Source organism: Odoribacter splanchnicus DSM 20712 (genome assembly GCF_000190535.1).
GTDB classification, from domain to species: domain Bacteria; phylum Bacteroidota; class Bacteroidia; order Bacteroidales; family Marinifilaceae; genus Odoribacter; species Odoribacter splanchnicus.
On sequence record NC_015160.1, the window covers coordinates 1,097,911 to 1,113,797 of the forward strand.

The 15,887-nt window shown below is 43.2% G+C and carries 13 protein-coding genes; 1 reads left to right on the forward strand and 12 read right to left on the reverse strand.

Annotated elements, in window-relative coordinates:
• Positions 1-25 precede the first annotated feature (25 nt).
• The 9 genes from ODOSP_RS04585 to ODOSP_RS04625 all read right to left on the reverse strand — a co-directional run bounded on the left by ODOSP_RS04585 (position 26) and on the right by ODOSP_RS04625 (position 12,216).
• Positions 26-1,309: a YeiH family protein gene (locus ODOSP_RS04585; protein WP_013611217.1), complete on the reverse strand. Its 1,284-nt coding sequence runs from the start codon at positions 1,307-1,309 to the stop codon at positions 26-28.
• 189 nt (positions 1,310-1,498) lie between these two features.
• On the reverse strand, positions 1,499-3,250 hold the full coding sequence (locus ODOSP_RS04590) for an aconitase family protein (protein ID WP_013611218.1): 1,752 nt from the start codon (positions 3,248-3,250) through the stop codon (positions 1,499-1,501).
• 70 nt (positions 3,251-3,320) lie between these two features.
• A complete protein-coding gene (locus tag ODOSP_RS04595) occupies positions 3,321-3,983 on the reverse strand; it encodes a peptide deformylase (protein ID WP_013611219.1) in 663 nt (220 codons plus the stop codon).
• A gap of 13 nt (positions 3,984-3,996) precedes the next feature.
• Entirely contained in the window at positions 3,997-5,514 is a 1,518-nt protein-coding gene (locus ODOSP_RS04600) for a hypothetical protein (protein ID WP_013611220.1), read from the reverse strand.
• A 201-nt stretch (positions 5,515-5,715) separates the two neighbouring features.
• Complete coding sequence (locus tag ODOSP_RS04605; RefSeq protein ID WP_013611221.1) at positions 5,716-7,332, reverse strand: ABC-F family ATP-binding cassette domain-containing protein; 1,617 nt, start codon at positions 7,330-7,332, stop codon at positions 5,716-5,718.
• A 105-nt stretch (positions 7,333-7,437) separates the two neighbouring features.
• The gene (locus ODOSP_RS04610) at positions 7,438-7,950 is read right to left on the reverse strand and encodes a LytR/AlgR family response regulator transcription factor (RefSeq protein ID WP_013611222.1); all 513 of its coding nucleotides are present in this window, start codon (positions 7,948-7,950) and stop codon (positions 7,438-7,440) included.
• A 12-nt stretch (positions 7,951-7,962) separates the two neighbouring features.
• Positions 7,963-8,919, reverse strand: coding sequence for an IS1595-like element ISOdsp1 family transposase (locus tag ODOSP_RS04615; protein ID WP_013611223.1), 957 nt, complete (start codon positions 8,917-8,919; stop codon positions 7,963-7,965).
• A 265-nt stretch (positions 8,920-9,184) separates the two neighbouring features.
• Positions 9,185-10,918 carry a C25 family cysteine peptidase gene (locus ODOSP_RS04620; protein WP_013611225.1) on the reverse strand — a complete coding sequence of 578 codons (1,734 nt, stop codon included), beginning with the start codon at positions 10,916-10,918 and terminating at the stop codon, positions 9,185-9,187.
• An 80-nt stretch (positions 10,919-10,998) separates the two neighbouring features.
• Positions 10,999-12,216, reverse strand: a complete 1,218-nt coding sequence (locus tag ODOSP_RS04625; RefSeq protein ID WP_013611226.1) for a hypothetical protein — start codon at positions 12,214-12,216, stop codon at positions 10,999-11,001.
• Between the two features lie 259 nt (positions 12,217-12,475).
• Between ODOSP_RS04625 and ODOSP_RS04630 the strand changes: the two genes are divergently transcribed.
• Complete coding sequence (locus tag ODOSP_RS04630; RefSeq protein ID WP_013611227.1) at positions 12,476-13,210, forward strand: hypothetical protein; 735 nt, start codon at positions 12,476-12,478, stop codon at positions 13,208-13,210.
• Positions 13,211-13,262: 52 nt separating this feature from the next.
• Here the strand turns inward: ODOSP_RS04630 and rfbB are convergent, their stop codons facing one another.
• From rfbB to rfbC, 3 genes are all read right to left on the reverse strand, one after another.
• Positions 13,263-14,312 carry a dTDP-glucose 4,6-dehydratase gene (gene rfbB, locus ODOSP_RS04635; protein ID WP_013611228.1) on the reverse strand — a complete coding sequence of 350 codons (1,050 nt, stop codon included), beginning with the start codon at positions 14,310-14,312 and terminating at the stop codon, positions 13,263-13,265.
• A gap of 4 nt (positions 14,313-14,316) precedes the next feature.
• The gene (rfbD, locus tag ODOSP_RS04640) at positions 14,317-15,198 is read right to left on the reverse strand and encodes a dTDP-4-dehydrorhamnose reductase (RefSeq protein ID WP_013611229.1); all 882 of its coding nucleotides are present in this window, start codon (positions 15,196-15,198) and stop codon (positions 14,317-14,319) included.
• A gap of 126 nt (positions 15,199-15,324) precedes the next feature.
• Complete coding sequence (rfbC, locus tag ODOSP_RS04645; protein ID WP_013611230.1) at positions 15,325-15,876, reverse strand: dTDP-4-dehydrorhamnose 3,5-epimerase; 552 nt, start codon at positions 15,874-15,876, stop codon at positions 15,325-15,327.
• Between the last annotated feature and the right edge of the window lie 11 nt (positions 15,877-15,887).

Here is a 15,887-nt window from a genome sequence, read left to right on the forward strand (position 1 = left end):
GAATTATCTCATCTCTCAGCTTAATTTATCCCAGCATCGGTTTAACGATGCCGAACAACAGGCAGGCAATAATAAAAGTAACCAGAATATTAAAAGTCTGTGCAGTAAGAAAAGACCACATGACATTGCGGTTTTCACGGGAGACAATATCTTTTATCTGGGTTTCCAGTCCTACACAGACAAATGCCAAACTGAAAAAAACAGTACTGAACATTTTAGCGATTCCCGGTTCGATGAGTTTCCCTTTTTCATTTACCAGGAAAAGGTCATTTGCCTGAAAGATACTGAATACGAGTGAAGCTGCAACAAAGCCGATAATAAACTTCGGGAATTTTTCCCAGACAATCCCCAGAGAAGGAGAATTACTACCTTTCTCTCCCCGGGTAGAAAGGTATAAGGCTATAAAAAAAGCTACAAAACCGATTAAAACATTCTGGGCTCCTTTGATAATAACAGCATGCTGGTTCGATAATTCGCTGACGATAGCACTGGAAGCGGCAACACCACTTGTCGTATCGATGGTTCCGCCGATCCAGGCTCCGGCCACTTCCTGTATTACCTGAGGGTCGTCGAATAGGACAGGAAGAAGCAGATGGGCCAGCCAGGGCATCATATAGATCATAGGAACGACAATGATTAACACCAAAGAAACAATATAAGATAATTTTTTGTCATCGCCTCCTGCAACACGTGCAGCTGTAATACAAGCAGAAACTCCGCAAATAGAGACCCCACTGGACAGGATCATGGCAGAACGCTGGTCAACTCCCAACCGCCGGGAGATAAAATAGGCGAAAAACCATACGATACTCACAACCAGGACAGCCTGTACAAGACCTACTGCACCGGATTTCATGACATCACTGAAAAGAATAGTCGCTCCTAAACAAACCACCCCGATTTTAATGAAAAACTCACTTTGAATAGCAGGTTTCATCCAGGCAGGTACGCGAAAAACATTGCGAATAATCAAACCGAAGATAACAGAGAAAAAGACAGATTCGAATCCATAATAGCTTACTTGAGGCAGGGCTGCCGTAATCTGTGCCAATAAAGAGACAGAAAATACAGCGATCAGGGAAAGGAATAAACCTTTTAAGGGTCTGCCGAGTAAAAGCCAGCCGATATAAAGTATGACTAATACAATGACGAAAAGAAATATTGCATTTCCCCAGGATTCCGTATCGGCCAGATGTTTGGGTATACGGGGAAGATAATTGGGAGTAATGATGGCAAAAGCCAGTAAAAGAATACTGACAGCCACAACCACCCAATCTTCTGTCTTAAATTGTTCAAACCATTTTTTCATATATATTTTAATTAAATTTTAAAATTTTGAGATGCGAAGAAAGTTATTTTTTGCGATAATACTTTACGTCTAAATGCTTAATTTTAAGAAAAGTCTTATAGAAGGAATAAGGTCAGACAAAGATGTCCATCTTTGGGGACGAACGAGTAGCTAAATAGTTCTATCATAAATTTGGGGAACGGAGGTACCTTAATAGATACCTCCGTTCCGGATCATTTCGGTAAAAGCGGCATCGATAAAAGGTAATTTAAATTCTTCCCGATTCAGAAAAATCCGTTCATCTTCGACATCTATTTCTATCTGGTCACCGCTCCGGTATTTCTCCACTAAGGCAGGTGCAACAATAATCCATAATCCATTATTGGCAGCCATTCTAAAAAAACGGCGATCCACCGATTTCACGATAATCGCTTTGATACCGGCCTCCCTTAAACCGACAACCGCATGTTGTAATAGCTTCCCACAGCCGAAATTTTCTCCTCCGAGCATCAAGTCGCCCACCTGGACGTTTTTTGCAAAAGAGGCATCCAAACCTGCCAACAAATAAGGTTGTATCGCTTTAAAATTATCCGGTGCAATCCGGTAAGTACATGCTTCATCGAACAACTGTTCACAGGCGATGCTGTTCAAATCCCCATAATTCCAAACCCGGTTATGATAACGACGCTCGAACTCATTCACAGTTACCCACACTTTAGGCATTTCCCAATAAGGATATTTTGCATCGGTCCGTTCAACTTCTACTGTCAAAACTCCGGTCAAAGCAGTCATCGCCACAGTCGCCGGGGACGCTACGTATTTCTCTACACCGATAGCCGACAGCCTTCGCATCGAATTGCTGTTTACTGTAGTAATAAAACGACGGGTATCCGCCATTATCATATGGCTGCTACCCAAGCAAGGACCACAACTGGACCCTAATATAGAGGCTCCTGACTTCACTAACCGATCGATAATCCCCTCCTGAATGGCCTGCAAATAAATCTCCCGGGAAGCCGGGACGATAGAAAGCTGGAACCCCGAAGCAATCTTTTTCCCATCCAAAATCCGGGCAACCACTCTTAAATCTTCCAACCGCCCACTGGCACAAGCTCCGATCAATCCCTGCTGAATTTCCAGCCTACCCCATTCTCCAGGTGCTTTTATCTCGTTTATTTCTCCGACTTCCATCACCAACGGGATCACCTGCGCCAAATCGACCTCGAATTCCTTGTAATACATAGCATCCCGATCCGCCCAAACACCCTGTACGGCATAATCACCGAAATAATCCGCCAACTTATCGTCGGGCGGGAAAGCTGCGCTCTTCAACCCCATCTCAGCAGTAACATTAGCCAGGGTCATCCGGTCGGCGATAGACAAGGCAGGCACCCCCTCTCCATGAAACTCCAACGATTTATAGGCGACATTTTCTTCCCGGAGCATCCCCATTATCCACAAAGCCAAATCCTTGGCATATACTCCCTCCGGCAAACGATTTTTCAAACTAATCTTAATCGTTTCAGGTACCCTGAACCACATTTCGCCTTCTTTCCAAAGTACCGCCGTTTCCGTCTTATTCAACCCCACAGCCATACAATTGAAAGCGCCTGCCGTACAGGTATGGCTGTCGTTTCCTACAATCAATCCTCCCGGTTTCAGCTGCCCGGCCAATATTTCATGACAGATCCCTTTGTCACAATCGAAGAAATGCTCTACTTTCTGTTCGTCCATAAAACGATGGATCGAATTATAATCCCGGATCAATTCATCGGTTGTCCCGGTCATTTTACGATCCAGTACAACCAGCAACTTTCCGGCATCTTTCAGCTTTTCCCCACCCATTTCTTCAAAAATTTTCCGGATACGGGCAGAATTATCATGACTCATCACGATATCCGGCCGCCGTATAACTATACTTCCGGCAGGCGCATTAAGTATTTTTTCGACAAAGGTTCTCATAGCTTATTCAATTCAGTTTATAAAACTAGCCATTAAACTTTATAAACTAAAATTCATTGTCCTGATAAATTTATTCTTTTATCATTTTATCTGTAAAAAGGATGCCGTTCAAATGATCGATTTCATGCTGAAAGATCACAGCCGTAAATCCCCGGATAGTATCGCATACCGGTTCCCACGTATTCCGATACTCCACCTTCACCTCGAATTTAAAAGTTGAATCCGTTTTTTCACGACTCAACATCCGTTTAATCGAGGTCAGTTCAGGGATATAACGAACCACGATTTCATTCGAACGCCATACCTCGCCAACGACATCCGGAACAGACAGACACCCCTCTTTTCCCAAAGACTGCTCTTCAGAAGCCGACACAATACCCGGGTTGATGTAAAACTCAAAAGGAGCTCCCGGTTTATCGTACCGCTGTACGGCGATCAATCGCCGGCTTATTCCCACCTGGGGAGCAGCAATACCGACACCCGGGTCCGCCGAATCGTTTACTGTCGCCAGCATCCGTTGCTTCAATACCTGAAAAAGTTCCGTCCGGATCTCCCCGGGAGTCAATTCTATGGCCTGCTGACGTAAAAATAAAGAATCTTCCCGGTTATCGGTCTTCCATACCCGCATTATCCCCCCGCCTTCCTTTATCACCTTCACCTCCTGAGGGGTAAAGCTCGTACTGCATCCCCCCCAAACAAACAACCCGACGATTCCTAACCAATATTTCAGCATGTTAGCGATTATTTCAGTTTATATCCAATTCTACCGTATAAGTTTGACCCGGTTTGAAATCTGCATTGTAAATCAACAGAAAATTCTCATCTACAGCAGCTTTCCAATCCTGACCGGCAGACAGACGCGGATTATTCAGACGCTGAGGAAAGAAATAACTGAATGGCAGATCGAGTACATGTTCTTGTTTGAACCGGTCTCCTTTCATTCTCTCCAAACTGAAATTTTCCTTGGTTTGTATCGTCACAGTACACTTGTTCCCCTGTACAGAAGTATTCACTGTATAATCGTTCTCTTCGGCTATTTCCTGTAACCGCACATTCCATTTAGGATCTCCGTAATAAGCCAAAACATCCCGGTCATGCACAAAACCGATCTGATCATGTGTAGGTTCTACTCCGATCGTCTCCTGAATTAAACGGGGAGCTTCCTGGAATTCCTCTTCCGTATAAGGATAGGCCAAAGTAACTAATTTAGGATCCCATTCATTCAGTTGATACATTAAATCCTGCTGATTCATATATATAGCCTCTGCCAGGGAATAACGTCCCGGATTGGTCAGCCAATACTTCAATCCTCCCCAACCGTTACGACCATGCCAGGTAGTCACGACATATCCGATCATCGTCGCCGCATTACCACTGTTCATCCAGGCGATCGCCATACTCTCTTTGGTATTATTGACATTACCGATCAGGCAATTCCCAACGGCAAAATATACTTTTCTTTTTCCGCTTTCCTTCATATTTTGCGGATCATTCGGAAAATCCATATACAACTGTCCGTCTTTCGCTTTGATATTTCCCAAAGAAAAAGGCATCTCCAGATTTCGCTCGGTAGCATGTGCAGCTGTCACGACCAAATCAGGATTATAAGTAGCATATAAATTATAGAAAGTCTGCATTTCATCCACCGGATTTACCCTCGGCATCATTACCGTATCGAACCCGCCTTTCCGGTTACGACTTAACATCTTCGTCGGTACCTGAGGTAACTGATAGGTCACTACCGTATCCTGTGCAGATTTTTTTTCTCCCCACATTCCCTGCGTATGATCGTCCACCCAACCATACCGATCGAACCATTTGGCCGAATGTAACTCCCAAATCGAAGCGACAGCATCCTTGATAATCAAAGGTTCCGTTGAATTATTTACCATTTTCATCGCCCCGGCAGCATCATATCCGGTGATAATTCCCCATAAAAAATCAGCGTAGATATCGTTATCTACTTTCCGGCTCAACCGATGCATTTCCATTACATAATCCCTCCCCAGAGTCTCCGGTTTTTCTACAATAGCCACATATCTGGGATGTATCTGTTGTAATTGGGGCAATAATTCCGCCGGATCTTCCCGATAGGACAACAAAGCCGCCCGATGCTTATTCTGTAAGGCCTCCGCCACTTTCATCCAAGCCGTATCCTCAGCAACACCCTTACCGGCAATAACTACATATTCATTCTCTTTCGGAGCACACTGCCACATCAGCACACTCAACAAACACCCAAAAAAATAAGTTCTCACTTTCATATTAATACTTTATTTGCACGAATAGTTTTATTTTTTCAAATATACAACATTATTAGAATATCCACGAAAAAATAAACCAATTTCCTTCCTCCTCCTTATAACTCTTATAACTCTACAACTCTTGTAACTCTATAACTCTTATAAAAAAAGGGCTACAGGAGATCCCATAACCCTTTTATTTTATAAGATTACCTAAAAACGTTACTCCCGGTACATCTTATCCAATTGTTCTTTGATATTTTCGTTGACGATATAATCGTCAAAATCCATTCGTTTGTCGATAATCCCATTCGGAGTCAGTTCGATCACCCGGTTACAAACCGTTTGGATAAACTCATGGTCATGCGAATTCATCAAAACCACTCCCTTGAAGGATACCAAAGTATTGTTAAAAGCCTGTATCGATTCCAAATCGAGATGATTAGCCGGAGAATCGAGCAGCAGTACATTCGCATTGTTCAACATCATCCGGGCGATCATACAACGCATTTTCTCTCCTCCCGACAACACTTTCACATTCTTGTATATGTCTTCCCCGGAAAACAGCATCTTCCCCAGGAAACCACGCAGGAAAGTCTCGCTCGTATCGGCAGAATATTGCCCTAACCAATCGATCAGACGCATTTCGGTATCGAAAAATGCCGAATTATCCAAAGGCAGATAAGCGGTCGTTATAGTCACACCCCACGTATAGTCACCGCTATCCGGTTTTTCATTACCGGCAATAATTTCCAACAAAGCGGTCATGGCACGCGGATCCCGGGACAGGAAAACGATCTTATCGTCTTTCTCTACCGCAAACTCAACCTCTTTGAACAGGCATTTTCCATCTATACTCTTGCTCAGATTCCGGACTTCCAGAATCTTGTTGCCCACTTCCCGTTCCGGAGTAAAAATAATACCGGGATATTTCCGTGTAGAAGGCATAATCTCTTCGATATTGAGCTTTTCCAGCATCTTTTTACGACTCGTAGTTTGTTTGGACTTGGCCACGTTCGCACTAAACCGGGAAATAAATTCCTGCAATTCTTTCCGCTTTTCTTCAGCCTTTTTATTCTTAGCCTGAGCCTGACGTAAAGCCAACTGACTGGACTCATACCAGAAACTATAGTTCCCGGCAAAAAGAGTAATCTTACCGTAATCGATATCTACCGAATGGGTACATACAGAATCCAAAAAGTGACGGTCATGTGAAACCACCAACACCGTATTTTCATAATTCGCCAGATAATTTTCCAGCCACATGACAGTCTCGAGGTCCAGATCATTGGTCGGTTCGTCCAAAAGCAGGTTATCCGGTTTTCCGAACAAGGCTTGTGCCAGCAATACCCTCACTTTTTGCTTACCACTTAAATCCTTCATTAAAGAATAATGCAAATCTTCGGATATTCCCAATCCACTTAACAGATTGGCTGCATCGCTCTCGGCATTCCAACCGTCCATTCCTGCAAATTGTTCTTCCAACTCAGCAGCCCGGATACCGTCTTCATCCGAAAAATCTTCCTTCAGATAGATCGCATTTTTTTCCTGCATCACCTCCCACAGCTTCATATGTCCCTGTAACACGGTGTCCAATACCGTACACTCATCGTAAGCAAAGTGATCCTGTTTCAAGACAGACAAACGCTCTCCCGGTCCGAACATCACAGTCCCCCGGGTCGGCTCTAAATCTCCGCTCAAAATTCTCAAAAAAGTCGATTTCCCGGCTCCGTTCGCCCCGATCACACCGTAACAATTCCCCGGCGTAAACTTCAAATTAACGTCCTGAAACAACGTCCGCTTTCCAAACTGAATCTCTAAATCTGAAACTGTAATCATGTTTATATCTTATTTTTACTGATAATCAATGTTTTCCCCATCCCCACCAAACGTCCGCAAAGATAGATTTTTATTTCTTTGTTTACAAACGGAACCAGAGTTTAATCAGACCTCCCCGATTAAATTCAAACGCTCCAACACTTCATTTTTATGGGATTTACTGATCGGTATCCGGCAATTGCCGATAAACAACATATTACCGATAAACGAATCCACGCTATTTATATTGACGATATAAGAACGATGTACCCGAACAAAATCCTGAACCGGTAAATAGGAAGTAATCTCCGTGAGATTGAACGACAACAACAATTCCCGGGCATTATCCATAAACAGCTTGCAATAGCTTCCCTCCGCCTTGATCCAACGGATGAATTTAAAATCGATACGCCGGAAATAAGCCCCTTCTTTTACAAAAAAAAAATCAGCTTTTCTCCCTCTCCAAACAGACTGTCCGGAATGTCTCCAATGAAAAGGTTGTGCAAAAGTAATCTCACAATCCATTTTCCGTATCAACCGATACACTTCCTCTTCCGTATCACATTCCAGACAGACTACATTACTCTCCGGACATTGCATGATTGTGATCACCAATACATGCCCTTCTGTTTTAATCATAAAATATAATGATTATCCGCATGATGTCCGTCTATAAATTTTCGACCTAAAGTCGGTGTTATAGTTGATAGCTGTGAAAGCGAGTCTATCAAATAGTTTTTCATCGAGATAGCGTCTGTTGAATTTATAGCAGAACTCATTCAGATAGTATTGTAAGTATTCGTTTTTAAGCTTATGATGAACGTCCAACAGAAGCCTTTTGGCATTGCTTATTGCAATATGCACCCAGGGCAGGAAGACTTTAACCGCTTCTTTGCCGGAAGTGACCGCCTTATGGCTCTTGACGAGTTTATCAAACTTGATATATGATGTGGAATCGTCTGTAGTCAGTTCTACTGACGGCTCCAGTTGCTCTTTGACAACCTTGGTAATTGTCTTCGACCCCAAATCTGATATGACCTGCATTTTGAGGTGTCCGACTGCTTTATTGGGTCTTCCTCTCTTGGGAGTTTTCGTAGAATAGGAGCTTTCAACCATGACCAGAATCCTGGCTTTCCTTTGACTGCCACGACCTCTTTTCAACGGTTTGTCCTTTTCTTCTTCTTGAAGCTCCACAGTGAAGAAACCTTCGTCCAGTTCTACAGAACCGGTCAGGCGGTAGCGTTCATCACGCTTTCCCATGACATCCCGAAGCTTGCAGACCATCTCCCAGATGGGTTGATAACGTTTGTGACCTAACTGGCGACGGATTTCCTCTGTTGAAAAGGATTTCTTAGTGCTTGTTAGCAGGAACATGGCTGCTATCCAGTAACGGAAAGGCAGCTTGCTATGTTCCATAACAGTTCCGGAGCGTAATGATTGCCTATGATGGCAGTGCTTGCACTCAAAAACAAGTTTATTGGCATCCCAGCGATGTTCCGTACAGCCACAATGTTTGCAGACAATACCTGATTGTTCCCTCTGTTCCTTCAGATAAGCAATGCAAGATGCTTCATCGGGGAACCGTTGCATGAAATTTAGTATGTTCATAATGATATTTCGGATTAAAACAACATTATGAATATACTGAATTTCAGCAAAATACGCAAATATTTTTGTATAAATATTTATCATTAAAACATTCGTATGATGTTAAATAAATTAACGGACATTATACGGATAATCATTAAAATATTTTTCCATCCACATATAATATTAATAACATACAGAAGGAAAAATAAATTCAAACCATAAGATACAAAAATAAATTTCACAAACACAAAACATATGTTTGCCAATGCGATAAAATAGTTTATCATTCCGAACGGTAAAAATCACATTCTGCCGTAGCATCTCCAACCAACAAATAAGCATAAATCGTATGTTTTACCAAATCGTTTTCGGGATTATTCATATACAATTTTTGAATACCGTAATTGAATATTTCGCCGGCACGTTTCAGTTTTTTCAGAGCGATTCCTTCCCAAAGCCATTTATCGAATTCATGATTGACAACGGTATAAGAAGGTACGGCAGCTCCCAGGAAAGAGACAGCTTTGCCTTGCCGGATCCATTCACAACCAAAACAATGCTCTTTTTCCAGGGCATTATTCGAACATGCGATACTTAATACCTGAGGTATTTTATCTACATTCTTCAATTGCACCAGATCGTCAGAAGTCAGCCCATTCCCTGCCTGCCAGCCCGTCGGAAGTCCGTGTCCCCGATAATTGATAAATCCGACTCCCTGATTGATCGTTTCGATAATTTCTTCTTTTGTCGCCTGACCGTCATAACACTTATAAATTTGGAAATCGGAAGCGATAATACCGGCTACTTCTTCTGTACATTCGTTATAATCTTCCCGGTTATAGGAAGACAGCAGTACAGATTTTCCCCACTCCTTACGCGTTTGAGCATAACGAATAAAATAATCACACATGTTCTTCATTTCTTCCGGCTCCGATGCAGGAAAACGGGATACGACGACATCGGGCGACAAATCGCCCTTTAAGTCGGCATAGAAATGATCGGACGAAATTCTGGCCCCCAAAAAGTATTCCCAATGTGTCGGTATATCCGTAATATTTCCACCTAACAGAATATAGCGGGGAGAAATACGCCAATTTTCAGCAGCATAACACAAAAACTCCCGGATCTGCTCATCCATCCCCGATTGTCCGCCGAATTCCGATATGATCTGCCCGGTATCGGCCAAAGCTACTTTGAAATCCCGGCTTTTAAATTCGAGGAAATCATCGAACGCCGGTCTCAAGTCCGGTTTAGTCACGATCAGCAATTCGGCACAATTAGCGGGATTCTTTAACGTTCGTATATCTTCCCTACCTCCTCTGCCCCCTCCCTTGGTAGTCACCCCATCCATCTCCGGCATCCCCAAAATATCCACCGCAGGGCCTCCGCACCGATGATGCCGCGGCTTCCCGATAGTGTCCGTCTCTTCCGATAGTTCATACGTTATTTTCAAAATCATCGTTTCCACCACCTGAAGTTGCCGTTGTACCGGATAATAACGAACAGGATTCACTAATATATGTACAACCTTTACTCCCCCGATACGACGAACGGCTGAGAATACAGCCACTTCTGCCGGAAACAAAGACCCGGAATCATAAATTGTACTGTCTTTGCGGTATAGTAATTCTTCCCCTTCTAAAGCAGGCAATGGATTCGGAGCTATCGGATATTCCACTTCTATTGTTTTTTCGTGACATTCCCCGACTTGCAAATTCAGAAACTTTGCATTCTCAGGTATGTTCACATAAATACCTTCCTGAGGCAGGTTAGGAGCCCCCACAGTTTGTAAATGCCCTCCTCCTTCTATCTCTATTTTACAATATTTTTCTCCCTGACAAACCAGGGTTTCTTCCCAATAGCCATGAAATTCATAAGCAATTTGAAGGGTTTTTATAGCTTCGGTATCCAAACAACTACGGGTACGAACAGATCGATTTTCTACCAATGTTTTACCTGAACGGGTCGATTGGCCCTTCTTCCCCATCCGGAGACGGCGTTTTCCTGATGTTTCCATATGATTGTATTTAATTTTCAATTGAATAAGGAAGTATCCGACAAGTCCTTATCAAGATACCTCCCCCCAGGTAATCGGTCTTAAATTACCTGACGCAAGTCATCACGCGTATGCCCCAGGTCAGCCGATCCCGGAATTGTCGTCACCGTTCCGACCAATCCTCCCAGTTTAGAAACAGGATCGGCTCCGGTAACATAATGATGAAGAACGACATTTTCCATGCCACCTGCTACATCAGCAGCAGTAAGCAAAGCTCTGACAGAAGTTTCCGATAAACCGGCGGAATTGAATCCCCACCCTTCAATATGATTCGAACGATTGGCTGCAACAGCGAATTGAGTCAACCCTCCTCCTAAAGAATGTCCCAGCACGAACAAATTCCCTTGCCCCATATGCTGAGCCACAAGAGCGACCATCCCCACAGCACAGGCATAGATCAGACTCGGACCGAAAATTTGCTCTGCATCGGTAAATACCGTCCCCAGCTGCAAAAGACGTGTTCCAGCAAAGGCAACGATAGTTCTCTCACCACACAGCCCGAACCAGCCCTGAAACCCGAAAGGCAACTTAAAAAGTCCGGTGCTCCCGTCATAAAAAAGGTCGAACTTTACAGCGGGGAATCCCAGCCTGGCAGGCGTAGCCAAGGTTTCTCCCCGCAGATGTACATCCAACCGGTCTCCATAAGCTTTATCGACATAAAGAAAATAATCGGACACCAGCTGTGGGACCGCCATGGTATTGTCCGTCCGCCAACCGGCTGTCTGAACAGCCACTTTCCCCAGACGTAAAGAATCGAAAGCCTCTGCCAGCATAGAAGGGGTGATCAGATTCATAAAATACGATCTAAGCCGGGTCTTCCAATCATAATACCCACCCAACACTTGATTTCCTGCCGTCATAAAATCGTATAAAACCCCGAATTTTCCTTCTCTGCAACATAAAAAGCCCAACGTACAAACGGCATTCCTTCCCAACTTTATTAAAAGACACAATTCAGAGAAAAGGTAATCTTGTCCATTTTCCTCTTTTGATGCAGAGGCCCACCTATCAGCAGCCTGTTGTACATGCAGAACCAACTGTTTCAAAAAGTCCGGTTTCCCGATTTCATCCCGGACAAACCGAATATCCTCTTCTATATCCCGATCCGATACATTCCCTTTACTGAGCTGGAGTAAAGTGATATCCAGTACTTTTTTCACAAATTCGAGTACTTCTTCGCTTCGCACATTCGAATCAGCCTGCTCATATTCTTCCAACTTTTTTTCCAAAAGTTCTATATCAAATTCTTGATTTTCCATGATTTAAAATTTTTAATGAATAACACTGCTGTAAGCTTACGGTACCAAAAATAACAGCTCCTGTTTTTAAATCCTCTTTCCTTTCTTAAACTGTCAATTGGAGTTTATCAACCATCCGCTTTTCTTTTTAAATAACCTAACCAACGATCTACAAACAATGACCTACCTCTTAAAAAATTATTTACTCCTCCGTTTTAATCCCGACTACTTTTGCCGGGTAAGCTTACAAAACAACAGTTTATTTTTAAATTTAAAAGCCATGTCTAGTTTAAGAAATTCCATTAAAAAAGCCGATCCGGCACCTGAAAAGAAAGAAGAAATCATGCTGAACCTGAACCTGCTTTTCGAACTGGCAACCAGCAAATGTGATCACTTCAAGACGCAGATTGCAGACAATATCCGCACAGCCGGGACTATCGAAAACCCTACCATTCCGATTACCCATATCATTGCCGACACCTCGGAAATGAGGGCCTATTGTAAAGACGATTCCACCAAAATCGTCGGAGAAGCGACTAATGCAATAAAAAGCTTCGTCACCGGAGGTAGTGAAAACGTAATCTCCGGAGTCGGAGCACTGATCGGAGCCGGTATCAATATGCTGATGGGATCGGGTGAAGGAGTACAAGCCGAACATTCGGACTACTTCATCATGGTCGATGGTCTGGCACTGGTACGTATAGATGTCAAATCCTGGATCCGCAAGGTTACTGTAGTAGGTATCACTCAAAAAATAGAATCCGTATTGGCATTTACCGCCGTTAAATCCAGTGTCGATGTAGACAAAATTTCCTTCAACACATTCATGGAAGCCTATAAATACCAACTGCAACGCGACGCAGCACACGCACTGAACGAAAACGACCTGATGAAAGAAATCAAACGCGCCAAAGAAGTATACAACCTGCTAAAAACCGATTCTGCCGAATCTACGCTGGTCTTTGACACCTTGAAATTACCGGGTCAAAATATTCACCCGGCTTTTATTCACTAAAAAAATTCCCGGTCGTTCGGGCCGGGAAATCGTTTTTTATTTCATCTTCGACTTATTTGTACATCATCTCGTAGTATTTCTGATAATCTCCACTCGTCACATTATCCAACCACTCCTGATTTTCCAAATACCATTTCACAGTCTTTTCAATACCTTCTTCAAATTGTAGCGAAGGTTCCCAGCCCAATTCATTTTTCAATTTTGTTGAATCGATAGCATAGCGCAGATCGTGCCCGGCCCGGTCTGTTACATAAGTGATCAAATGATCGGAAGCCCCTTCGGGACGCCCCAGCAAACGGTCCGTTACCTTGATCAGTACTTTGATCAGATCGATATTCTTCCATTCGTTAAAACCGCCGATATTATAGGTATCCCCGACTTTCCCTTTATGAAAAATCAAATCGATAGCCCGTGCATGATCTTCGACAAACAACCAATCCCGGACATTTTCTCCTTTTCCATACACCGGGAGCGGCTTATTATGACGAATATTATTAATAAACAAAGGAATCAATTTTTCGGGAAACTGATAAGAACCGTAGTTATTCGAACAATTCGAGATCTTTACCGGCAAACCGTAAGTATCGTGATAAGCCCGGACAAAATGATCCGACGAAGCTTTAGAAGCCGAATAAGGAGAATGCGGATCGTACTTGGTCTTTTCGGTAAACAGTTCCTTACCGGGTTGCAAAGCACCGTACACCTCGTCGGTCGAAACATGGTAAAACAACTTATCGTCAAAATGGCCCTCCCAGGCTAATTTAGCAGCCTGCAACATACTCAACGTTCCCATCACATTGGTCTGAGCGAAAGAAAACGGATCTTTGATCGAACGATCTACATGACTTTCGGCAGCCAAATGAATAACGCCATCGACCTGATACTTTTCAAAAATAGCCTGTATGGCCGGAAAATCACAAATATCGGCTTTCTCGAACACATAATTCGGTTTCTTTTCAATATCTTTCAGATTAGCCAGATTCCCGGCATAAGTCAACTTATCCAGATTTATAATCCGATACTCCGGATATTTATTTACCATCAACCGTACTAAATGTGAACCGATAAAACCGGCACCTCCGGTAATTAAAATATTTTTCATAACTTTATATTTTTTCCTTTCTCTGTTCCCCACTTATTTCCCCCATCATCCTCCTCAGCGCCTCTTGCCACTCCGGCACTTCGACTCCAAAGGTATGCTTTATTTTAGTTTTATCCAATACCGAATAAGCAGGCCGATGTGTTTTAGTCGGATATTCGGCTGTAGTCACCGGATTTACCCGGCAGTTCAAACCGCTCAGCCGTACGATTTCAACTGCGAAATCATACCACGAACAGACTCCGGCATTACTGTAATGATAAATCCCTTCATGTTCTACCCGATCATCGTTAGCCATAATTTTGACAATCGCTTTGGCCAGATCTTCTGCATAAGTAGGAGTACCGATCTGATCGTTTACCACATTGATCTCCGGCCGCTCTTCTGCCAGGCGCAAAATGGTTTTCACAAAATTATGACCGAAGGCGGAGTAAAGCCAGGCGGTACGAATAATAATATAAAAACAACCGGAACGGATGATCGCCTCTTCTCCGGCCAATTTGGTCTTACCGTACACACTGACCGGACAAGTCTTTATTTTCTCTGTATAAGGTGTCGTTGCGGTACCGTCGAATACATAATCCGTAGAGATATGAATCAGCAGACAATCTCCCTTTTGTGCCGCCTTTGCCAAATTTGCTACGGCTTGGGTATTAATTTCAGCAGCTGGCCCGGGTTCGTCTTCAGCCCGGTCTACAGCCGTATAAGCCGCACAGTTGATAATCGTATCCACTTCATGTACCTGGATAAACTTTTCGATCGCCGTATAATCGGTAATATCCAATTCGGCAACATCTGTAAAAAACACTTCATCCAAAGGGGAAAAACCGATCTTTCTCAACTCCGAACCCAATTGTCCGTTAGCCCCTGTAATCAATATATTCGCCATAAATTATAAATTAAATGTACATTTCCCAGTACCAGCGGCTACAACAGAGACTCACACTCCCGCAACCACTGAAACCTTTACAACTATTAAAAGTCCCTCAATTTCTCCATTCTCCGTTCCCCTAACCTACCCCTCAAAAACAAACGCCTCACTCAATCCCTTATGTTTTCTGTCCTTTGCCGAGAGAATCATTTCTGCTTCAGGAATTTTCCAATCGATCCCCAGCGCCGGATCATCGAACTGAATCCCACTCTCATACTGCGGAGCATAATAATTGTCACATTTATATTGAAAAACCGCCTGTGGACTCAACACAGCGAACCCATGTGCAAATCCTTTAGGAATAAAAAACTGTCGTTTATTTTCACCAGACAAGACTACGGCCACATGTTTTCCAAAAGTAGCCGAATTTTTCCGTAGATCCACGACAACATCCAGTACTTCACCTTCCACCACACGGACTAATTTCGCCTGAGTGTAAGGAGGCAACTGGTAGTGTAAACCTCTTACCACCCCATACGACGATTTAGACTCATTATCCTGGACGAATGTAACCTCAGCCACTTGCTCATTAAATTCACGCTGGGAAAAACTCTCGAAAAAATAGCCACGCTCGTCACCGAAAACCCGGGGTTCCAGGATAACGACATCCGATATACTTGTTTTAATCACCTTCATAGCCACTATTT

Excerpts from the sequence above, each read along its gene's own strand:
- ODOSP_RS04585 (WP_013611217.1), bottom strand. The coding sequence starts at position 1,309 with ATGAAAAAATGGTTTGAACAATTTAAGACAGAAGATTGGGTGGTTGTG.
- ODOSP_RS04590 (WP_013611218.1), bottom strand. The coding sequence starts at position 3,250 with ATGAGAACCTTTGTCGAAAAAATACTTAATGCGCCTGCCGGAAGTATA.
- ODOSP_RS04595 (WP_013611219.1), bottom strand. The coding sequence starts at position 3,983 with ATGCTGAAATATTGGTTAGGAATCGTCGGGTTGTTTGTTTGGGGGGGA.
- ODOSP_RS04600 (WP_013611220.1), bottom strand. The coding sequence starts at position 5,514 with ATGAAAGTGAGAACTTATTTTTTTGGGTGTTTGTTGAGTGTGCTGATG.
- ODOSP_RS04605 (WP_013611221.1), bottom strand. The coding sequence starts at position 7,332 with ATGATTACAGTTTCAGATTTAGAGATTCAGTTTGGAAAGCGGACGTTG.
- ODOSP_RS04610 (WP_013611222.1), bottom strand. The coding sequence starts at position 7,950 with ATGATTAAAACAGAAGGGCATGTATTGGTGATCACAATCATGCAATGT.
- ODOSP_RS04615 (WP_013611223.1), bottom strand. The coding sequence starts at position 8,919 with ATGAACATACTAAATTTCATGCAACGGTTCCCCGATGAAGCATCTTGC.
- ODOSP_RS04620 (WP_013611225.1), bottom strand. The coding sequence starts at position 10,918 with ATGGAAACATCAGGAAAACGCCGTCTCCGGATGGGGAAGAAGGGCCAA.
- ODOSP_RS04625 (WP_013611226.1), bottom strand. The coding sequence starts at position 12,216 with ATGGAAAATCAAGAATTTGATATAGAACTTTTGGAAAAAAAGTTGGAA.
- ODOSP_RS04630 (WP_013611227.1), top strand. The coding sequence starts at position 12,476 with ATGTCTAGTTTAAGAAATTCCATTAAAAAAGCCGATCCGGCACCTGAA.
- rfbB (WP_013611228.1), bottom strand. The coding sequence starts at position 14,312 with ATGAAAAATATTTTAATTACCGGAGGTGCCGGTTTTATCGGTTCACAT.
- rfbD (WP_013611229.1), bottom strand. The coding sequence starts at position 15,198 with ATGGCGAATATATTGATTACAGGGGCTAACGGACAATTGGGTTCGGAG.
- rfbC (WP_013611230.1), bottom strand. The coding sequence starts at position 15,876 with ATGAAGGTGATTAAAACAAGTATATCGGATGTCGTTATCCTGGAACCC.